Annotated in this window: 11 protein-coding genes; all 11 read right to left on the bottom strand. The window is 55.2% G+C overall.

The features are described 5' to 3' along the window. Positions 1 to 88 precede the first annotated feature (88 nt). The 11 genes from QZ177_RS05700 to QZ177_RS05650 all read right to left on the bottom strand — a co-directional run bounded on the left by QZ177_RS05700 (position 89) and on the right by QZ177_RS05650 (position 21,465). On the bottom strand, positions 89 to 1,240 hold the full coding sequence (locus QZ177_RS05700; RefSeq protein WP_294175929.1) for a cysteine desulfurase family protein: 1,152 nt from the start codon (positions 1,238 to 1,240) through the stop codon (positions 89 to 91). After that, positions 1,237 to 1,620 carry a DNA sulfur modification protein DndE gene (gene dndE / locus QZ177_RS05695; protein ID WP_009645245.1) on the bottom strand — a complete coding sequence of 128 codons (384 nt, stop codon included), beginning with the start codon at positions 1,618 to 1,620 and terminating at the stop codon, positions 1,237 to 1,239. The genes QZ177_RS05700 and dndE overlap by 4 nt, the downstream gene beginning before the upstream one ends. Next, positions 1,610 to 3,559 (bottom strand): DNA sulfur modification protein DndD, encoded by a 1,950-nt coding sequence (gene dndD / locus QZ177_RS05690; protein WP_294175928.1) that lies wholly within the window; start codon positions 3,557 to 3,559, stop codon positions 1,610 to 1,612. The genes dndE and dndD overlap by 11 nt, the downstream gene beginning before the upstream one ends. Next, on the bottom strand, positions 3,556 to 5,070 hold the full coding sequence (gene dndC / locus QZ177_RS05685) for a DNA phosphorothioation system sulfurtransferase DndC (RefSeq protein ID WP_294175927.1): 1,515 nt from the start codon (positions 5,068 to 5,070) through the stop codon (positions 3,556 to 3,558). Before dndC ends, dndD begins: the two co-directional genes overlap by 4 nt. A 183-nt stretch (positions 5,071 to 5,253) precedes the next feature. Continuing rightward, positions 5,254 to 5,910, bottom strand: a complete 657-nt coding sequence (locus QZ177_RS05680; protein WP_294175925.1) for a hypothetical protein — start codon at positions 5,908 to 5,910, stop codon at positions 5,254 to 5,256. After that, positions 5,907 to 9,047 (bottom strand): ATP-binding protein, encoded by a 3,141-nt coding sequence (locus QZ177_RS05675; protein ID WP_294175924.1) that lies wholly within the window; start codon positions 9,045 to 9,047, stop codon positions 5,907 to 5,909. The genes QZ177_RS05680 and QZ177_RS05675 overlap by 4 nt, the downstream gene beginning before the upstream one ends. A gap of 11 nt (positions 9,048 to 9,058) precedes the next feature. Further along, positions 9,059 to 9,838, bottom strand: a complete 780-nt coding sequence (locus QZ177_RS05670; protein ID WP_294175922.1) for a hypothetical protein — start codon at positions 9,836 to 9,838, stop codon at positions 9,059 to 9,061. Positions 9,839 to 9,846: 8 nt separating this feature from the next. Further along, positions 9,847 to 12,312, bottom strand: a complete 2,466-nt coding sequence (locus tag QZ177_RS05665; protein ID WP_294175920.1) for a DEAD/DEAH box helicase — start codon at positions 12,310 to 12,312, stop codon at positions 9,847 to 9,849. Further along, entirely contained in the window at positions 12,293 to 15,676 is a 3,384-nt protein-coding gene (locus tag QZ177_RS05660) for an SNF2-related protein (RefSeq protein ID WP_294175917.1), read from the bottom strand. The genes QZ177_RS05665 and QZ177_RS05660 overlap by 20 nt, the downstream gene beginning before the upstream one ends. Further along, positions 15,627 to 18,350 carry a hypothetical protein gene (locus QZ177_RS05655; RefSeq protein WP_294175915.1) on the bottom strand — a complete coding sequence of 908 codons (2,724 nt, stop codon included), beginning with the start codon at positions 18,348 to 18,350 and terminating at the stop codon, positions 15,627 to 15,629. The genes QZ177_RS05660 and QZ177_RS05655 overlap by 50 nt, the downstream gene beginning before the upstream one ends. 1 nt (position 18,351) lies before the next feature. After that, on the bottom strand, positions 18,352 to 21,465 hold the full coding sequence (locus tag QZ177_RS05650; protein ID WP_294175914.1) for a UvrD-helicase domain-containing protein: 3,114 nt from the start codon (positions 21,463 to 21,465) through the stop codon (positions 18,352 to 18,354). Positions 21,466 to 21,644: the final 179 nt, after the last annotated feature.

The raw sequence follows: 21,644 nt of genomic DNA, 5'->3' as shown, positions 1-21,644 counted from the left end.
CCATGTCGCCGTGCAGGCGCAGGATCTTGTTTCGGGCATCATACCGTCTCCCAAACACTTTACTCCGCATCAAAAGCGATCTCTATCCTTACTGCACAAGCGCCTTCGCCGCTGTCAACAGTTTGGCGAACTCGGTTTTGAGCAATGCTTCATCCGTCTCCGCACCCCAACTGAGGCGGATGGAGCTTTCGATCTGTTCCGCGGAGACGCCCATGGCGGCCAGAACGTAGCTCGGAGCGTAGCTCTTCGACGTGCATGCCGAGCCGTTGGAGATGGCGCAGTCGTCCCTTGCGGCGATCATCAAGGCTTCTGCGGAGATGCCGTGTAAAGAGAGGTTGAGCGTACTCGGCAAAGAGAATTCCGCATCGCCGTTGACTGAGTACGCAAGCCCCGCTTCATCGATCATCTGCAGAAGCATCGCTTTGATCTGCTGCAGTTTTCTGCTGTCCTCTTTGTATCGCATGGCGGCAAGCTCACAGGCCTTGCCGCAGCCTGCCGCGAGAGCTGCGGGAATCGTGCCCGGACGAATGCCGCGTTCCTGCTCGCCGCCGTAGAGGATCGCCTTTACGGGAGGCAGCTTATAATCGCGCTTTTTGAGCACGAGCACGCCGACGCCCTGCGGACCGCGCATTTTGTGCGCGCTGAAAGAGAGCATGCGGTATTTCAGCCGCCGCAGTTCATCGACGAGCTTGCCGCAGCTTTGCGTAGCATCCACATGAAAGAGAATCTCCCTCTTTTCCAACTCCGCGCCCAGTTCTTCCACGGGCTGGATAACTCCCGTTTCGTTGTTGACATGCATGAGGCTGACGAGCAGGGTATCCGCTCGCAGCTTTTCCAGGATCTTCTCTTTCGCCACGCGGCCGGACGGCTCGGGTGCGACGATGTCCACATCGAAGCCCCGCCGCCCCATCGCCTTCACCGTCTCCAGAACCGCCTTGTGCTCGATGGCGGACGTGATGATATGGCACTTGCCGCTCTGCTCGGCATATGTCGCAAGGCCTTGGATTGCGATATTGCTGCTTTCCGTCGCGCCGCTCGTGAAGAACACCTCGGCAGAAGTCACACCCAAGAGCGCCGCCACCTGTTTCCTCGCATGTTCCACAACGGCTCGCACAGCCTCGCCGTAAGCATGCGTACGGCTGTCCGCGTTGCCGATCTGATTTTGGTATACTTCCATCATCGTCTCTACGACATCGGACGCGATCGGTGCGGATGCGTTCCAGTCCAAATAGATGCTCATGATTTCTTCACCGCCAGTGCCAATAAGTCATCCATGCTCTTGATGAAGCCCGTGCCCGAGAGATATGCGATGCCGCGCTCAAGGTGCAGGCGAAAATACTTCGCCGCCGTTTCATCATCCGCCTCGATCTCCATGCGCATGCACCACGCCTTGATCAAAGCCTCATAGATCTCGTAATATTCACCGCCGAACGTGTACCACGACATTTCCAGATTGCTGTCTGCGGCAAGGGGAAGATCCGCGGGCACGTTTTTTTCTGCAAGCGAATAGAGAAGCGCCCAGCGACAGAGAATATTCCAATTTTTGATGCCCGTCTTGCCTTTCAAGCGGGAGAGCTGGTCCTTCGCCTGTTGAGAAAGGCGCACTTGTTTAATGATCATCGTCGCGGAAATATCCTTTCAAAATCGTCGTGCTCTTCATCGCCTCATCGTAGTGCAGCGTAAATTCATCGCCGACCGAATCCTTCAGCATCGCGTAATAATTTTCATCGATCTCCGCATCTGTCGACAAGATGATCGTCTGACTTCCCGCCTGCGGAAAATATGTCGTGACAAGCGACATCCGATGCATGGAGTCGAGACGCGCGAGCGGCGTATCGATGATCACGGGGAGCTTTTTCTTCGAACAGATGGCCAACGCCCAGAGGACAGCGATCACCATCAGCTGCTTTTCGCCCGCCGACAGCGAATCCTTCGCCACCTTTTCGCCTCGATCGTCCACGTAGGCAAGTTCCAAGGTATCCGCATCCATGACGATCCGCTCGATCATGTTCTTCTTGTTCGCCAGCTTCTTGTAGCATTCTGTGACGGTATCACCGAGCACGCCGATCTTTCGCCGCTGCAGCTCGACGGTAAATTCTTCCGTGAGCCGCAGAGCCATGTTGGCGTATTTTCTCATGCGCTGCCGATCGTCACGCAGCTCCGCATCGTGCAGATATGCTTCTGCCTGCCTTCGATATTCGGCATCGGCGGCATGAAGCGCCGCGCGCAAAGCAGCCGTTTCCTGCTCCTTTGCCGTCCGATCGATCTTCAGCTGCACGAGCGCGGATTCCTCCTCCTTGATGCGGCTGAACAACGCGCCAAGAGTTTTTTCATCGAGATCCACAGCGAGATGGCGCTCCGCCTCGTCAAGTTTTTTCTGCAGCAACGCTTTTTCGCCCAGCAGCCGCCGCGCCGTTTCCACACTCTCGGCAAGCAGATGATCGAGCAGCGCATTGAGTTGGAACAGAGCATGATCCGACACTTGGTAAAGCGGTTCCGACGCCATTCGCTCCGTCTCTTCGCGGACGTACGCCAAGAAATCGGCGTTCGCCTGCCGTGCGCCTTCGTGCTTGGCGGCATATCCTTCAAGCATCTCTTCCATCATGCCGAGCGCCTGCCTCATGATCAAATCATCGTGCTCATCCTCCGACTGCAGCTTGACCTCGCTGATGAGATCGCGCACCAAGGCGAAGGGCAATTCTCCGGCGGCGCATTCCGCCAGTGCGCCCTTGTTGCGCTCGATTTTTGCCAAAAGATCTGCGCAGCGCTGCATGAGGCTCTGTCGCTCCTGCGCCGCCGCGCCGCCCTTGATCTCATATTGTCGGTGCAGTTCATCGATCGCCGCCTGCCGCTCTTTTGCCTGCATCTCCAGGCGTGCGCCCGCCGCCTCCAGCCCAGTCAGCTGCGCCGCCAAGCGCTCTTTTTCCTGCCGCAGATCCTCCAAGCCGGCAGATGCGTCTTCCTTTTTTCCACCGCGCGCCAAGCGCCGCACGATGCGCGAGAGGTCGCCCTTCAAACCGTCGAGAACGCCGATCCCCAGCATGGAGCGCACGGAGTCCTTCATCTGCACATTGTTTTCATCAAGCGCCAGTTCAGCAATTTTTTCCCCGTCGAAAAAGAAAAAGCGTGCCAGCGCCGACGGGAGAATGTTTTCCACAAACATCGCCCAATTTGCCGTCAAAAATTCGCTGTACGCGCCATTTTCCCAAACGGTGATCGTCTCTCCGTCTCCTTTGGCCGCGGTCCAGGCACGGCGAATCCGATATTCACTCTGCTCGCTCTCGTCCATGAGGAATGTCAGCTCCACCGAGGCACGCTTCTCGCCGCTGCTCTTGTTCACATAGGCGCGCAGGTACTTCCCATACGTTCTGTGCGCACTCTCTTTATAAGCGATGGAATTCGCGCCGTAAAGCGCGAGGAGGATCGCTTCGAGAAAAGTCGTCTTGCCGTGGCCGTTCATGCCGCCGATCAAGACGATGGGGCGCGTATGCGAAAAAGAGAAGGTGTTTTCCCCGGCATAGACGCCGAAATTCTGCAGCGTGAGCTTCTTGATTATCATCGGCTTTCATCCTCAATATCCAAAGGGTCTTGCGAACGGTCGGGCAAGGCAGCATCCAAAAACGCTTCGTTATATTCTGCGCCCAATTCCTTTTTTCGTCTCATGCGTTCCGTATAATACCGCACTGCATCAGCTTCGTCCTTGTAGAAGGATCGCCCGATCGCGGCCTCCATCGCCTCAAGGAGCCCCTTGCGCGCACCGATCCCCGAGGCGCGGTTCTCGAGATCGACAAGCGTATACATCATTTCAAAGGCCAGCTCTTCCCCGCCGTACATGCGCGTGCAGACTTCCGCCAAAACATCCCACTCGTCCTTGGCGAAATTATCCAAGGGCAGCCATGTCGAATCGCAGAACGGCTCTTCCATCACATCTTCATAAATCGTCGGAACGGAATCGATAAATTCATGCTTTTCCAGAACCCAGATGCGACGAATCGCCTGCAGTTCTTCGAGGTGGATCAGCTCAAGATCGTGAAACTCCTCCGGTCCCGTTTCTCGAATTTTCTTCTGAATCTCCAACAGGCGGCGCAGCCAACGTTCGCGAACCTCCCTTTTGTACGGCCCGTGAAAGAGCTGGCCATGACTGCCTTGCAGGTGTCCGCGCATGCGCCGAAAGCTGCGGCGCTCGCGATCGTGCGCCAGATCGCCGAATTCATTTCGAAATTCCAGCAGCGGCAGCATCCATTCCTTCTCCTCGTCGTTGGCGATCATCGCTTCCATCGACTTGTCGCTCTCGACCATGGTACAAACCCAGCAGCCAAAACGGCTCTTGCCGCACGACGGCAAACTCTCATCGAGCATCAGAGGACATTCATTGTCCGCCGTCGCCCCGCGATACATGGTCAAAAGATCCTGATTGGAATAGCCCCAAGGATTCTTGTACTGCATCAGAAACATCCAAACATCATCATTCGACCATGCTTCCAACGGAGAAAACACCAGCTCATTGGCCAGTGTCGGATTGGGACTCAAAAGTTCGCGAACCCGCTTCTTTTCAAGGTTCGTCATCGTGCGATGGCGGCGCGCGCTCTCCGTCTTGCGCGTTCCCAGGACGAGAATGATCTCGCCGTGCTCAGCAAGCTTCTTCTTGATAAAGTCGTTCACGGGACGGATCTTCAGCCGATCCGTGCACCAACGATACTTCATGCGCGGGAATGGGTAACCCCTGCCGAGAAGATTCACCCAAAATGTATGATCGTAGTCGGGCACGAGCCGCGTCGGAATGAAAGGCAGCTGACGCGCTGCAGCAGCCTCGCGCATCGCTGCAAGCGACCTCTCCACCCACTTGGAGACGACCGGCGATTCGACGAGGGTATCGGTATTCATGATATGCACGGACTTCTTCCTCTTCTCCGGGGGGAGATCCTCGAGCGCCAGCCAGACGAGCTGCACGACGGCGGTGCTGTCCTTGCCGCCCGAATAGCCGATCATCCAGGGGATGTCATCGGCCATATAGAGGTCTTGGATCGTCGCCATCATAGAGGCGATATTTTCCTTCGTTACATTTCCCATAATCGTCGTATCGTGCTCCTGTTGTACTATGAAGACCGATTGGCTAGGCTTCTGTAAGGGCGGCGCACTTTTGTCCACGAAGTGGACGTTTGTGCGTGTAGTTTACCTACGAACCAATATCTTTTGAGTATATGAGCTCTCCATGCAAAAGTCAATCAGCGAAGTGCAAATGAGCGCCGCGCATCAGTGGGCAAGAAACGACAGTCGAATCTTCTTTTCCAGTCCTTCCTTGCGAAGCCAGGCCACGACTCCCTCGCTGAGATCGGCCGCCGTAGCTTTGCCCGAGGTCATCTTCGTCAGAAACTCCACCGTCTCCTCTTCCATCTCCAAGCTCTGGATCAAATCAGCGGCACGTTTCATTGCCGCTTTCAAACCTATGAATACCTTCGTCTCTGCAGACCAGTCTTTCGCTGTCTGAATCTCTTCCATACAGCGATCTGTCTTTTCTTCGTCGATTCCTCGAATGACGCGCAGCGTGTTCCATGTACCCGCCGTATAACTGCGGAAATACGTCGTCCACGTCTTTTTCATCTGCCCGTGAAGCACATCATAGCGGCGTTTCGCTTTTTCCACGCTTTCCTGCACAGCGTACCCGGTGCTCACGGCAGCCTCAAGCTCATCGAGCAGCGTCAGGCAGTCTGTCCGAAGCTCCTCCGAAACGGGAAATTCCAGCGTATCGCGAACACACGCCAAGGAGTCAGAAAATCTTTCCGCCTCCTCGACCACGGCACGGTACTTCTGATCGAGAGCCGCCTGCTGCTTTTGGTTCGCCCGTCGCTCTTCCCTCTGGCGCAGAGCTTTCATATCTTTCATTTTTTGATCGAGCACATCGAAGATCATGCCTGCGCCTCCTTCGTGAAGCAGGAACGGCTCTCCTCAAGCTTCTGCAGTTCCTTCTCATAGCGAGCGGCCGAATGCTCCTCAGAATCTTCTTCGCCCAACACCGCCCGCCGCTTTGCCATCTCGGCGTCGATTTTTTTGAAGTCGGCTTCCAATCGCTCGAAGAGGTCGAGCAAAGGCTTCAAGTCCGTCAGAGGATCGCCCGAAAACGCCAGGAGCACCGCCAACGGATCTTTCTCTTCCAACGCACCGCCGACATCACTCAGCGCCTTGGCGATCTGCTTTGCCCCTTTCTTCACCAGATCGGTCGAAAAGAACGCCACGGAAAACTGTGTGCGATTGGCCTCGTCGTAGAAGGCTTTGACGCGTTCCGCCAGCATCAGAAGATCGTCCTCTTCCATCGCCTCGCCGTCATCGAGCTCATCCGCCCCCCAAAAGGCGCGAATCTTTTCCATCATGCCCCGTGCCTTCTCCTGCTCGGCATCGGCGACCTTCCCGACGCGCTCAACGATCTTTTTCAAATGGTCGAACACATCGCGCCTGCGCTTGACGGGATCTTGCATCTCGAAGGCCGTCTCCGGCACAGAGAGCCGGTTCGACTTGACTTTGCGCAGCGTGCGCGTCAGATTCGGCTCATCCAGAACGATCACGGAACCGCCGTCGCCCTGCGCGATGTTAAAATACTGTCGAACCGTTTTCCTATTAACCTCGTCGGCTCCCCTTTGCGAAATCAGCGCAGAGAGCGCACCCCATTCCTGCACATGGTTTTTCGTCTCCGTTTTGGCGGGCTTCTCTTCCAGCAAGTGGCGTGCCGTCAAATTCTTCAAGCTCTTCTCGCGAAACTCGCCGCAGAGAATCTGCCGGTAGATTTCAGCGGAGATGGCGGCTTCGATATAGCCGACGCCTGCATCCGCGTTTTCGCGCACGGCTTTGAGCAGAGCGCTTTTTATGCGCGAAGTCCACGAAGTGATGAAGTACGCGTCTAAATCTGACTCAGGATAAGCCCAGCTCTGCCCGCCATATTCACGCCAACGCAAAAAGGCCGCGATGATGTGCATGGACTCGCGACTGGCAGGCATCGTATAAAGCCCCTGCGTGCGCTCCCTCGTTTGATTCTCAAAATCCACGAGGGGCGCACTGGAATCCTGGATCTTCCCCATCTGATCGAGGGAAATCCCCTCCGCCTGCCACGGAATTGCCGACAGCAAATATTTGGCGATGTCGTCGCGAGCAGCGCGCAGAGCGCCGCTCGTGCCGCCTGTTGAGGAAACGTCAATCGCCTGTCCTTCGACCCATTTGCTCAAAACCGCGACAGCCCTTTCGACCTTTTCCACCCTTCCTACAGAAACGACGGGCGGCTCAACGGGCGTTTCTGCCAGGCTCGCCGCCGGGCTTTTCCCTGCGGCCGATGCGTGAGCGGCGGCAGCGGCAGGAGCGGCGGCCGCTGCAGTCTTGGGCGCCTCGACTTCGGACAGACGCAGGGGCGGCATGGCAAGCTCTTCGAGGATGTCGCTTCGGACGCCCGCCTGATAGACGACGCCGTCTTTCGTGAATTGATCAGGCGTGCCGTCTCCCCAAATGCTCAAAAAGCGCAGGACTCGCGCCGCCTCCTGCTCGTCTCGAATCTGCGACTCGATGCGGTAGCTCAGCGTCGTATTCGTCCGCACAAGCGGCCATTGGATGCTGGGAAATTTTTCCTTATGGCTTAAAATATCATTGACCACAGGCTCGATCACATCGCGGATGATGTAGCGCGGCGTCTGCTGATTCTGCTTCAAGGCGTGCTGATAGAGATAACGAATGCTGTTTTTCGTAAACGGATAGAGGCACAGCTTCTTGTCAAACTCGATCGACACAAACTCCCAATTCTTTCCCTCTTTCACCGTATGCACGGGATAGTCCGCAGGCTCGGCTGCATTTTCCAGCCAGTTGGCGATCCGAGATTCGGGCACGGACATCGCGTTGAGGTAGCGTCCGACGAATTCAAACAGCCCCGCTTCATCGAAAGCGTCGCTCGGAATGTAGACGTACTGCGTGATGCGATCCTTATGATTGTCGCGGAAGTTGTGCTGCAGGTAGTTGCCCGTCGTGCCGATGATCGACGAGATGCGGCAGAGCTTCTCCCCCTCGTTCATGCCCGTATGCTCAACGATCAGGGCGTCGAGCAGCGCATCGTCGACGCCCGTAAAGGATGTGACGTCTTCGATGAAGAGCGTCAGACTCTTGCCGAGCCGAAACAATTCCCTGCGTATGTCGCGGAAAATATCGCGAAAATCGCCGGCGGCAATGCCGGCGCAGCGCTGAACGACGTCGTTGACAAACTGGTTCAGATAGGCGGCAACCTTTTCCGCCTCTTCCCTGCCATCCTCATCCGCCATCAAGGCGCGCACCATCTTCATCGCCTTGGGATCGACGCCGGCGCGCTCGATCTGATCACTGAGTTCTGCCGAAATGAAGAAATCCTCCGCGGTAAACTGCGCGATCGTATCCCTGTCCACGAGGGAATTTTCGGCGATCTTCGAATAAATGCGCTCGATCGGGCCGTCCGCCGCTTCCAGGCGCACGCGCACCACCTCGTTGTTCAAAAAGGCGATCAGACGCTTCCTCTCGATATTTTTCAGATGAATCGAGCGATCTTCCTCGTCGTGTTCCACCTCGTTCAGAACTTCATGGTACAGCCGCCCCTTGAGCTTGTTCTCATCCTCATAGGCCGCCGCTTTCAGCAAGCGGTCATAGGCGTCCTTGTTGGCAATCTCCTGCACCTCGGGCATATCCAGGAGCTGCCGGATCGTACCCTTCAGCGTGTTGTCGCTCCTGCGAATGAAGAGCACGACCTCCTGCGCGGGCTTGTTGTGCCGATACTTGGCTTCAAACCAACGAATCAGATGCGATTTCCCCGTGCCGCTCTGCCCGTATACAGCGATAAATTGATGCTTGTTCTCCTCGTTGAGAATAAGCGCCTTGTATATTTCCTCTTCAGAGTACTCCTTGCCGTCAGACGGTGTGATATCGAACTTATTCATCAGACGAAGGCGTTTGACGGCAACATGGGTCGCCAAAAAATCACCTTGGGAATACGTGATCGAGTCCGGCTTCACGACAGAGGCAAGCCGCTCTCTCGCAATCGTTACATCCACGTCCTGCCCTCCTATTCGAGAATCGTGACGTTCGTGACCGTAGTCTCAACGTCATGCGCCTTCAGCGGGTACAAGCTCCAGATGTCCTGCTGATCGAGAATGTGCTCCATGCGAATGCCGCCGGCATCGTGCAGCGTGCGCAGCCCGTTGGAAACGCCGTAGCTGAGCTGTCGGTTCGACGGATCGGCGTCGATGACGATTCCGGCGCGCGGCAGAATCTTTTCGATAAATTCGCCAAATGAATACGTATGATGCTTTTCAAAATCCGTGCCGTCCATGAGATCGTGCAGAAAAACATCGGCATTGGGCACGAGGAACATCCCATGCAAATACCCAAAGCCGAGGTATACGATCCAAAAGCGCCATGCACGCATCGCTTTGGCATCGAGCGGACGGCCGATCTCTTCTTCGAGCGAAGGCGCAAGATTGGCGACATTCTGCTCCCCGTGCAGCACGTTTGCCCCTCGCGCATAGTAGGCCTTCGTGACCCGATAGAACTGCCCGTCAGCAAACTCTTCCAGCCTGCCGTTGACATATCGCCGCATGTCCGCCATCGAGCGCACGGCCGAAGGGGATGCGGCAAGCTCGACATTCTGATCCGTGACGCTGATCAGTCCCAACTCCTCCGCCGCCTCTCGGTAATCGGCAAAATACGATGTCGACTGCTGCAGGTAATCAGGCTCCATCTTATTTTTCAGCTCTTGCACTGTCAGCGGCTTTTTCTCGACGATCTTGCACAGCGTGTACACGCGCTCGGGGATGGCGGGCGTCTTCATCTTTTCTCGAAACATGTGACCTCCTAAAGAATGGCGCTCACAGGCAGTACAGCGCCGTCCACAAGATCGGCAAAAGACTTGTCCTGTCCTTCAAAATACGTATTCTCCTGCAAAATATGGACGAGTCTGATTTCCTGACGCTCGCTCAGATATTGGGCGACGTATTGCAGCAAGTTCCATACATCCTTCGCGGAGCCGCCGTACTCGACGGCAATGATGCCGGAAATGTAGTAGTATGCTTTCTTCTTGATCAACTCCTGCAAATCCTTCTTGTAAAGAATCATGAAGTGCGTCGGCGCGTTGATTTTCTCCAAGACGGTCTCCGACAGGGCGTCATCGCAGGAAATATAGGCTGCAAGCCGATAGCGGCAAAGAGCTTCCATGAGAGCCGCCCGCTCCTCTGGCCTCGGAATCGTGATGATGCTCTTCGCTCCGGCAAACAAGGCGAGCTGGTCCGCAGCAAATGGTTTCGTCGGCAGCTGCACGGGAACTTTGAGCGGGTAGTCCAAAAAATCAGCGTCGCATACCTCGTCATGTGCATCACAGCCGGCACAGAACTCCGAAACTCTGTCGTATGTCTCGTAAAACATCTCTGACCAACAGTCGCGCCCGCAATTTTTTATCGCCGTTCGCATCGAGCCGAAAGCCTTGACGTAATACGCCCACTCCTGTTCACGATAGCCGCCGATCCGCTCCGTCTGCTCTTCCTCCTCCGCACGGAGCGCGTCATCCGTGATCTCAACGACAAATACATACTTCGACGAATCGGGAATCACCTCACGGATTTTAATCAGTCCGCATCGGCGCAGAAATAAGAGCACGTAGATATTCCAATTCCGATCAGCGTCGGAGGTCGGAGCATCATCGAAAACATCACGGTCGGCATAGCGCGGAGAAATCGACGTGTCGAGATAGACGAGATTGTTCATGCGCCTCGAATGAGGATTTTTATACATGCTGTTCCAGCGACCGACAATCTTCTCCGTCGTCATGACCCGCTTGGAAATGCGCTGGAAGGCCGCCTGTACATCATCATCCGTGCACAGCATGATGCTCAGGCACGGCAAGCCGTCGCGTCCGCCGCGCCCAAGCTCTTGGTAATAGGCATTGGCATTGGGCGGAACGTACAGATGAAGCACCGTCCGCACATCGCCCTTGTCAACGCCGACGCCGAAGGCGGATGTCGCCGCCATGACAGAAAACTGATCGTCCGCCCAGGCATCGATCCGTTCCTTTCGCACAGCGCCCGTCGTCTCGCCCGTGAAGGTCTCGACATTGCGGATCCCATGCGCGCGGAGAAAGTCAGCGACGTCTTCCGCCTCAACAGGTCTTGCCGTATAGACGATCATGGGGTGCGGCATTTTTTGCACGAGCTCGAGCATCTTTCGCTGCTTGTCGGCAAACGATTTCGCCTTGATGAGCATATAGCGCGGCTCATGCCGCAAAGCATCACAGCGTATTTCCAGCCATTTCTCGCCGCCTTCAGAAAAAAAGTCTTTGAGAACGGTGCAGCAAGGCTCATCAAACGTCGCCGACAGAAGAACCGTCCGAATGCCGGGATTGCTCTCCAGAAGCATCCTGCGCCACGATTCCAGACACTGATAATCGACGCGGAAGGACGCGCCCCAGTCGACGACGATATGCGCCTCATCGATCACAAGGTTTCTTAAGTAGCGCGTGGCATTCGCCTTCTTGATCGCCTCGGCGAAACCCTCATTCTTGAGCAGCGCTTCGGGAGATATGAAGAGCATCTTCGCCGTCTTCTTCTCGATCGCCTGTAAGATCGGCGCGATGGCGACGCCGCTGCTGTAAAAGAAGATCTCTTCATCGACATGGGCAGACTGTACAATCTTTTTCGCCGTGCGCACTTGGTCGATCGCCAAAGACACCGTCGGCACAACGACGATAGTCAAGCCCTCCCTTTGATACGCCAGCGTCTGCGTGATGAGGCTCTTGCCGCCGCCCGTCGGCAGGGATATGAGCGCCGCATAGCCGTCTGGCAGATGGAGCGCCCCATATACGGCAAGCTTCTGCGCCACGGATTTGAAGCGGCGAAAGCCCGTGAGCCTGCGAATCAACGGATCCGTATGAAGGGAAAAGCCGCCGGAGGACGTCCTGTGCGATGCCGGCTGTGCCAAAAACACGGTTTCCGCGAACATGCGATTGACATAGTCGGGAAACTGCGCGACGGCATGCCACTTGCCGTCCGAAGCGTCCCGCACAAGCCCATAGGCATTGTCCTCGGGAATCGGAACGTCATCCACGCGGATGCCCCCCTGCAGCGTGAGGAGGTAGCTTCGCAAAGACAGCAGAAAATCCTCCATGCCGTCCTGCCGTCGGTCAGGCGCAAAGCTCTTCAAAAGACGCTTCGCCGCATGGAGCAGAAAACGTTCGTGCGCATCCGCCGCATCGGCAAAATCCAAGATCGGCGGATCGCCTGCCCCGTTCAAATACCGCTCAACAGCTTCATTAAGCTTCGCCTTCTCCATCGCCTTTCTTCACCATCCAAACAAAAGCCGCAGACTCAAGGATAATCCGCGGTTTGCTCATGGCCTCCCACAAGATCTCCTGCTCCTTTTTCAAGGCCTCCATCGCCGCATCATCCGCACCGTAAAAGGCGCGTTCCGCCGCCCTGGCGGACAACGCGCGCTCCATTTCTTCGCGCACCCCTCGCAGGTTGGATCTGCACTTGAACTGATGCAACGCTTTCTCATAGGCCGCTTTATATCCATGCCGGACAATTTTCCGCCATCGCTCCTCGGGATACTTGCGCTTGAACCAGGCAATATTCGCCTTGTCGGCAATTTCCTCCTTGAGATAGCCACAGCCGCCCCCTCTCTGCCCGAGGTGGATCGTCTCCTTCTTGTTCCATCCCGCGCGAATGATGCGCATGTATTCCCGAACGACATCGCCTTCGGCAAGATCATCGGGATTTTCCAAGTCGACGGATACGACAACCTGCTTTGACATCAAGTAGTTTCGATAAGCTCCCAGAGCATACGGCGACAGTCCATGTGCGAGAAGATGCGCTTCATTGGGCGCCATCGACCAAGTGAAAACCAGCCCCGTCCAATGCAGATCGGCATGCACGGCAAAAGCGCTGGCGCGCCCCTTGCAGGAATGCACGGCATTCTTTACGATGCAGTCAAAAATTTCATCGCCGGGAGCGAAGAAGTGCAGATAGTCGTTCTCGATCGCCTGCTTTCGGCTGAACGTGCCGCGGATTGCCCGCTCCTCTGAACGAATTTCTCGACTCTTTTCATATGTCACCTGAACGCTTTGGAGGAAGCGGTTCTGCTCCGAGGACAGGTATTCATTCCATCGCGGCGGAATCAGCTGCGAATTCATCGCCGATTTGGGCGAAAACGACTCCGCCCGATAGGTGAAGACGCCGTCTTCGCCGCCGAAACCGTGAAAGCCTGCCAGACTCGCCCACTTCGTCATGGTCACGGCGAAAAGCTCGTTTTCATTCTGCGCATAATAATCGATCAAGCGCCGCAATTCCTTATACATCGGGCGAAACAGGAAGCCGGCGGCATCATAATTCTGTTCCTTGCGCACGGCTTCCCGCATACGCTCCGCCGATGCAATGATCTTCGGTACGGCAGAAAAAAGACCGTAGGCAAAATCCTTCCGAACCGCAGAGACAATCTCCTCGTTGATGTCCTTCATGATGATTTCCATGCCGCTCAAAGACTGCGTGAAAACCTTCAGTCCCTTGCTCCAAAAATCAAACAGCGCCGCCTCGAACGACTCTTCCGTATGAACGACGACGGACGTGACGACAGACCTTGCCGGGTCACGCTCCAAACGATCCAGACGCCCGATGCGCTGCTCGATGCGGCTGACATCCCACGGAAGATCGATATGAAGGAGGTAATCTGCACATTGGAAATTTCGCCCCTCGCCGCCGGTGAAATCGCAAAGCATCATGCGGCACGCGGCTTCATTCTGAAAGCGATAGGCGTGCAGCTCGATCTCTTCTGCAGGCATGTCTTTCCCGAAGAAGCTGATCTCTTCTGCAGGAAACACAGAGGACAACGCCTTTTGATAGGCAGCAAAAGTCGCCGGCTCATCGGTGAAAAGAACGATTTTTTGATCGTAAAGCTCGTCATAGAGAAGATTCATGACCGACACCATGCGCGTGCAGTAATCCTCTTCATACGTATGCGGATCGTCGAGAATCGCCGGCAAATTCGCCAGGATATGCTCCTCCTCTTTTACCCATTGCGCCGCATGTTCCATCAAGCGGCCATCCGGCTCAATCCCACGCGTTTCCAGGCGCTCAAGCTCCGCGCGAAACGCCCACGACGAGCTGAAGAACGCGCTCAAAAGCGGGCGAAGTACGCCCTCGACGTCGAGGTCTGCCGCCTGCTCCGTCATCCATTCGGTGATGAGCCCATAGCAAATCGCCTCGTAGGTGTTCCGATCCTTGTCGAGCGCATAGGAAACTTCCTGCAATTCGCGCGTGGGCAAGAGGCGCGTACCGTCGTCGCTCTCCTCGAGGATTTTTCGGCGGCTGCGGATGACGTTGCTCTCGACCTGGTAGTTGCCGCAGATATAGGAGATGACGACCTTCATCGCATAGATGCCGAGATCTTCTGCGGAAAAATCCACCTTTTTCAACAGAAGAGAAAGCTTATCGTCCCCCAATTCATCGCAAATCGCCTCCAAATCCGCGAAAATTTCCTCGAACAGTTCCTCGCAATCTTCAAGCGCATGCGGATCCTCTCCATCATCTTCCGCCGCCCGAATCTCGTCCTCATAGTCGCCCAGATCATCCAAAAGCAAGGCCGTCTTTTGAATGATCTTCCCCTGCTTGCCCACGAGAGCGCGAAAGTGCTCCAAATCGCACGCATCGTATTTGCTTGGCAACAGAAGACGCAGCAAGTCGAGATACTCTTCCTCGCGCTGCTGCACGGGAGTCGCGCTCAGAAGCAAGATATTTTCCGCTGCACGACTGATTCCATGCAAGAGCCGCGCAAGGCGCTTGTCGGCAAGACAGCGATGCACTTCATCTACGACGACGAAATCCCATGCCGCATCGGCATCCGCCTCCTTCAGCTCCGAGAAAGACTGCAAAACCACACGGTTGTCATCTTTGCCAAGCCCCACACCGATATTGAACTTCAGCAGCATTTCCGTCTTCCATTGTTCCTTCAGCGGATCCGGAACGAGGAGCAAAACGTTCTTTTTAGCAGAATCCTTCATATAGATTTTCAAGATGGAAAGCGCTTCGATCGTCTTACCCATGCCGACTTCATCGGCGAGCATATACCTGCACGGGCGCTCCTGCAGGCAGCGCATGATCGTATTGACCTGATGCGGCAAAAGATAGATCTTCGCCCCCGCCAGCTCCTTAAAGCCGCAGATGGAATTGTCCAAAACATTCATGCTGCGCGAAACTACGGCATGACCGAAGAACCAACAGGGATTTTGAAATTCATAGTGCAAGAGTTGGCTCACTGGACTGACCTTGCCATGCGTAAACGGAACGACGATGTCCTTTTCCGACACGCGAAGCACTTCCTTAGTCGCCGCTGTCTGCACATAGTACGCATAAAAGCCGTCGTCAAGCTTCTGTCCCGAAAGAATCGTGCAGACCTTCCTCTTGTATACGACTTCCGAGCCGATAAACAATCCGCAATGCTCCACCGAATCCAACGGGCACTCGATCAATCCCTTGGACACGTTTTCAAAGAACAGAGACCAGCCGAACGGATCATGAATTTTCACCGTAACCGTATGTTTGAAATCATCCACCTTCGTGATCTGACCGCACACGAATACGCGCGGATCCGTTTCACTTTCCGGATCTGCGGGGCATCTCACATACATCTTTTCCTGCAGCATAGGCGATTCCCTCACTTCTCCATCCCTCCGCATGGGCGGTGCAAATCTCCTGATTGGCACAGTATCTGCACCATAGATGGGGACTTTTCCAAAACTTCTTCTGCAGGGCGGCCTCGTTCAAGCTCTCGGTGATCTTATCGTCGGACACCTCGTCGAACTTGCCGCGCAGAATATCATTTTGAGAATTTCTTCCATCGGTCAGCTTCTTATGGATGAACAATTCTCGAATCATCATGTACTGCCGCATCTTCGCTGTGATCTGCGGAAAAACCTTCGCCTCCTTGCCGTTCGACATGCGGCCCTTGACCTTGCGCATAATGTCCATGCGGTTCATATGGGAAACAAAGGGGAAGTACGGTCTAAGCTCCTCAAACGTTTCATGCAAACACTCGACGAGGGCGGTTTCACTGCGCACCAGACCCGCCAGTTTCTCCATCGCCTGGTTTTCCAGTATGACCTCGAAATATTTCAACAGCAGGAACGGCTCCTTATATACCGTCGTGCTCTCGATGATCGACTCCAACAAAAATTTATATTTGCATATCCTGTAACGGAAGTAATCGTACTTATCGTACTTTTTCAAGGGTACGCCCGTCGTCTGAATCGCCGACACGTCCTCGACCCACGCATGTCTGCGGCTGTCCTCGAAGGTGCGTTTCTTCGCTCCGAGAATCTTCAGCAGGTAGTACGGCTCACGCTCCTTGTCGCCCGCGCGCCTGACGTAGCTGAGCTTGAACCCGGCACGGTTGAACGCCAGCCCGTAGAGCAGCGCATACCGTTTGTAATTCTTATACTCGCTGCGCGCCTTCACATAGACCTGATGCTTCCAATCGACAGGATCCTGCGCCGCCTCAAAGAAGGAGTCGGTCAGCGGCCACGGAAATTTCGCCCACCCCGCCGCAGCGAGATCCTCATCCGTCAGACAAGCAAAGTGATATATGGTCGGCTCGCCGTTCGTCTTGTCGTTGAGACTGCGCAAAATGTCGCCGTCGATCTGCTCGAAATTGCGCACGATCCACTGTGCGCTTTGCACGGGATTCGCTTCCTGCACGAGGTAGATCGACATCGTCGCCTTGAGACAGGCAAACGAAGCGGACTCCTCAATGTCCTCGACCTCATCGAGACGCACAAGCACGCGACGGAGGATGTCGTTGAACTCCTCGTCCAAAACATGTGCATCGAGCACATCCTGCTGCAAATACGCCTTAAGCTTCTTATAGAAGCTGCTGAAATTATGCGGCTGCCTTTCAAAATCCTCATAGAAATACGCCGCCAATTCCGTCAGCTCCGCCAGCGCTTTTCCGAGCCGGTCGATTTCATCGGGGGCGACATTGTAGTATGTGAGATGGCTCACGTATTCCTTTTTCTCCGCGTCCGTCATGTATCGCTTATTCTTCCGCAGCCGACGCAAACGCGAAAGCATCTCCTCGATCGAAGCGCATCCTTCAAACAAGACGGCCATCCTGCCCCAGATCGTCGACAGCTGTCCCGCATGCTCCTCTTTGAGGATTCCCGCATCAAGACATTCCCGGACATCTCGCGCATCACGAACCACCATCTTGTTTGACGCAATATCCCACATATTCGCTATAGCGACGAAGAAGCGTCCCAGAGGATAGTGGAGGAACTGACGCTCGCCGAACTGTTCGGGGAAATAGATCTTCAAGATCTCATTGACAGAGCTGTCGGCGGCATAAATCTGCTCGCGCATCATCGCCAGCGGATTCGCAGGATTTACGCGTGCAGCGCTTTCAAAAACATCGGCGGCGTAGCCCGCGAACTCCGTCATATTGTCAAACTCAAGGATTTCAAAGGGCGCAGTCTGCACCGGAGCTGAGGCGTCGCCCTCGACCAGCCGCCCGATCTTGTCTGCCAGAAGATTGCCTTCGCGGCTGATCGGATCTTGCCCGATCGGCCGAAACTCTTCGCCGCCGAAGTTCGTCATCAGGCAGTCGAACGACGTATAAATATCAATCCACGTCTGATAAATATTTTGATACTGCTGCTGATAGTTGAAAAGCAGAATGACCTTCTTATGCTTTGCGGCCGCTTCAATCGCGCGCAGCATGATCGGCGTAAATTGATGAACGCCATGAATGACGATACGATCCAGTGGAATGCGGCTGCAGTCAAGCGTTTGGTGAGCTGCCTCCTGCATCGTGTGCAAGAGCGCCTCGTCCATTTCCGCCTCGTCGACATCGCTCGAAAAGGCGAAGCTCTGCCCGCGTTCTGCCGACGACAGCCTAAAAAGCTCGACGACGATCTTCTGCGCCGGCGTAAGCGCCTCCTCGCGAAGCTCTGCGGCGTCGATGCCAAGCTCCACCATCGTGCGGATGCTTTCGAGCACCTCGCCGCGATTTGCGAGGAGCGCCGCCCGCATCTGCGCCTGCTCCTCCGCCCCTGCAGCAGGGAGTGCGCACTCGGCGATCCAACGGTCGATCGCGGCGTGCTGCTTGATTCGACAAGCCGTGCTCTGCCAGTAGGGGAAAAGCGCCTCAATAAAATTCCTCACCGTGGTCACTCGCCCTTGGACAAAGTCTTCCCGATACAGATATTTTAGCCCGTTCACCAGCGTCTGCGCCGCACAAAAGTAGGGACACGCCTTGATCTCGTCCCAATACGGCTCTTCCTTCAATCTGTACGGATCGCTGTACGTATATATGACAATCGACATCTCATACCTCCAGCAAATCACTCCAAGTGACAGCGGCATTGCGGTTCGGACGATAGATCCACACGCAGCTTCGAATCGCCCGTGTCAAGGCGACATAGAGGATGCGCGATTCCTCGGCAATTTGCTCGCGCGTCTCCATGTTCTCATCATAGTGAGAGTTGCGAACCTCGATCCCGTTATCGAACGAGACAATATACGCCAATTTGCCGTCGGAATAATGTGCATCAAGCCCGCCCTTGCTCAAGCCTCCCATGTCCGCATCCGTATAGGGCAGCACGACCGTGCCATACTCAAGCCCCTTCGCCTTGTGCACCGTCGTACAGATGAGCTGAATCCCCTCGTCATCAAAGTCGATGTCGCGCGCCGGCTGCTTCTGCTCGGTCAAGATCGAGACCTTCAAGTACTCCGTCATCTGATGGAGCGTCAGCGCATCCGCGCGAGAAAATCGAATAATGCGTTCGAGCAGATACTCGTAGTTCGCCATGTAGTACCTTTGCTCGGCCTGTTCCGAGCTGTACTTCTTCCATGGCTGCAGCGCTTCGTACAAGTGACGAAGGACAAAAAGAATCGGCTGTGCATGCGCCTCATTGACAACCTCTTGCCACGTCTTTTCCATGTGAATCGTAAAAAACTCATCCAGAATGCGCCGCAAATCGGCAAGACAGGCGGCAGACTCCATGCCGCGATACTTCTGATAATCGAGCCGCAGCCATGTATAATTCGACTCGATGAAGTTGACCAGATGAACGGGATTCGCGCTGTTTTCCAGAGCGAGCAGCAGCTTGTAGAGGTCGAGCGTCGATTCCAGCTGATAGAGCTCGCCGCCGGACTTCGTGTGAAGCTCGACGCCCCTTTTCTTCGCCGCATCCGTCAGCTTCTCTACCTGCCAATTGCTTCTGACCAGGACGGCAATCGTGCGCTCGGCCTTGGAAAGCGGTTGCTGACGCCGCTCCTCGCGCTCCTTCATGAGAGAGGCCGCGATCTCCTCCTGCGCACGCAGAACATCGATAACCGTATCGAAAAACGCCGCCCTCGACGGACACGGAACTGATCCAAACAAATCCCCTTCGGCAATGCCCGTCTCCACACTGCCGAAAAGGCGGTCAGCCTCCTCACGATAGGGAAGATACTGCTGCTTGCCCATGCGGCAAAAGACTTCATGAAGCCGCTCCAACAGTCGCCGGTCGCTTCGATAATTGCGCGTGAGCGAATATGATGCCCAGACCATGTGCGCATCGCTCATCAGTTGCTTAAAGGCACTGAGCCTCGCCCCGCGGAAGCGATAAATGCTCTGCTTCAAATCCCCCACGACGAACAAGTGGCAGTCCGCGTCCACCTTATTTTGCAGCTTGCGGAAGACCTGAATCTGAACGTCGTCCGTATCCTGAAACTCATCGATGAACAAATATCGGCTCTTGAGCGAGCGGAGCTTTTCCGGGCACTCATCCAACACCTGCTGCAGGAGGATCAGACATTCGGTCAAATCCAGCGCATTGGCGGCATGCATTTCCCGCCCATAGATTTCCTCTGCCAAGACTACGACCTTTTCGATCAAATCGTTGAAATACGGGATCGGCTGATCGTCCACGACGCCCATTTGCGACCGCTTGAGCTGCTTTAAGTCAACGCTTTTCGCCAACAGGCGATCCGCCATGCTCATGAGCTTCTTCTTCAGCTCATAGAGCGGCACGGGAATCTCCTGCAGAAAATTCGGATTTTCCTCTTCCATCCTTGCGAGAAAATCGTTCAAACAATCGTCGTAGATTTTCCCGCGCAAATACGCATCCGATGCAATGCGGAAATTCGTCCCCAGACCCGTATAGAGCGCCTCCCCGCGCAAAATGTCAAGGGCAAAGCGATGGATCGTAGAAATATGAGCACGATCCACCTCCTCAACCAGCAGCAAAAAACGCGGCTGCTTCGTCAAGACGAAGGAATGGACGAACATCTGCTTCAGCCGCGCCTTCATATTGTTCGCCGCATCGTTGGTGAAGGTCACCATCGCAATCTCTTCTGCGAGATTCGTCACAGCAGCCGTCTTCTTGCCGCACAAAAAAGCGACGCGGGAAACCATGGAAAACGTCTTTCCTGTTCCCGCGCCCGCCTCAACCAAGATATGTGCATTTGCCGGTGCATGTTCGATCTGATACTGCTGCGCATTGAAGAGCGTAACAGCCGACAACTTCTCTAAAAGCTCCCGCTCCGCCGCCCCCTCCTCGATCACAACATCCGTCGCCGCAATCTCTATGAGATTCTCGGCGAAATAGACCTCGAGGTTGAACGTGCGAAAAGAATCCGTCCCCACAACAAGCCCATGCGCATAGCCGATCTGCAAGCCGTTCGCACTCGGCTCAATATTGCGCCGCTTGAAGCCCGCATCGAAAGCGGCGGCAAGCTGCTCATACGACGTGCGGTCGCCCAAAAAGACAATGCGTTTGATTCCTGCGAAATACTCCGATACGATTCGCTCCGCCTCAGCTCGCCTAAGCGCACCCGGATGGATCGAAAGAAGCGAATATGGCTGAGCAGCCGCCTCCGTCGGTCGGACAGCCTCCGGCAGATTCGGTTCCCAATCCCGCCGCAGCCGCAGAAGAAACTCCGCCGAAAACTCCGCATGAGGAACATGACGCAGCGAATCATACGCTCCATGGATTTTCTCAAGCAGTGCCTCGCGGCTCTCCAAATCCTCCTTAAAAATCGTAAGCGTCTCTTCCGAAACAACATCCAAACGCACAGAAAGATACTCCGCCTTGCTGATGAAGGGATAGCAGACCATATCAAACACACAGGGACTGCTGTTATACTTCTCGCTGATTTTATTCACCAGGGCAAAACGATAGGCACGCGCCTGCTTCTTCGGTGACCTCTGCGGCGCATCAAGCCCCTCCACGAGAATTCGATCAACACCTTCGACAAGCACCTTGTCCGCCAACCACCCCTTGACCTCGATGACCAAGATGCCGACACCCTCGATCAACAAGCAAAAATCAAACTCGCGCCCATTGACCTCACGGTTATTGTAAACCACAACAGAATCCGGCAGCAGCCGCTCCAAACTCTCCCAGACTCTCGCTTCCCCGCGAAAGGAAGGCCTCGCATCGATCATCTTCGCCATGGCTGTTCTCCTGTCCGTGCGTGCAGTTTGTCAGCAATCTCCTAAGACATTTCTCATGATTCAAAGTATAGCATGAATCATGCCTGCAGGCAAGGTACAGAGCCTATTTCCCTTCTACCAAGGCACCGTCCACATACTTCTCGATGAGCAGTCCCTCGATGACAAAACTATTGTGGTAA

Source organism: uncultured Selenomonas sp. (assembly GCA_905372355.1).
Classification (GTDB): Bacteria; Bacillota; Negativicutes; order Selenomonadales; family Selenomonadaceae; genus Selenomonas.
The sequence above is the reverse complement of the archived record's forward strand: the minus strand, read 5'-3'. Positions and strand labels throughout refer to the sequence as shown.

What these genes read in the sequence shown, in the direction of transcription:
- QZ177_RS05700 (WP_294175929.1), bottom strand. Translation starts at nt 1,240, where the DNA reads ATGAGCATCTATTTGGACTGGAACGCATCCGCACCGATCGCGTCCGAT.
- dndE (WP_009645245.1), bottom strand. Translation starts at nt 1,620, where the DNA reads ATGATCATTAAACAAGTGCGCCTTTCTCAACAGGCGAAGGACCAGCTC.
- dndD (WP_294175928.1), bottom strand. Translation starts at nt 3,559, where the DNA reads ATGATAATCAAGAAGCTCACGCTGCAGAATTTCGGCGTCTATGCCGGG.
- dndC (WP_294175927.1), bottom strand. Translation starts at nt 5,070, where the DNA reads ATGGGAAATGTAACGAAGGAAAATATCGCCTCTATGATGGCGACGATC.
- QZ177_RS05680 (WP_294175925.1), bottom strand. Translation starts at nt 5,910, where the DNA reads ATGATCTTCGATGTGCTCGATCAAAAAATGAAAGATATGAAAGCTCTG.
- QZ177_RS05670 (WP_294175922.1), bottom strand. Translation starts at nt 9,838, where the DNA reads ATGTTTCGAGAAAAGATGAAGACGCCCGCCATCCCCGAGCGCGTGTAC.
- QZ177_RS05665 (WP_294175920.1), bottom strand. Translation starts at nt 12,312, where the DNA reads ATGGAGAAGGCGAAGCTTAATGAAGCTGTTGAGCGGTATTTGAACGGG.
- QZ177_RS05660 (WP_294175917.1), bottom strand. Translation starts at nt 15,676, where the DNA reads ATGCTGCAGGAAAAGATGTATGTGAGATGCCCCGCAGATCCGGAAAGT.
- QZ177_RS05655 (WP_294175915.1), bottom strand. Translation starts at nt 18,350, where the DNA reads ATGTCGATTGTCATATATACGTACAGCGATCCGTACAGATTGAAGGAA.
- QZ177_RS05650 (WP_294175914.1), bottom strand. Translation starts at nt 21,465, where the DNA reads ATGGCGAAGATGATCGATGCGAGGCCTTCCTTTCGCGGGGAAGCGAGA.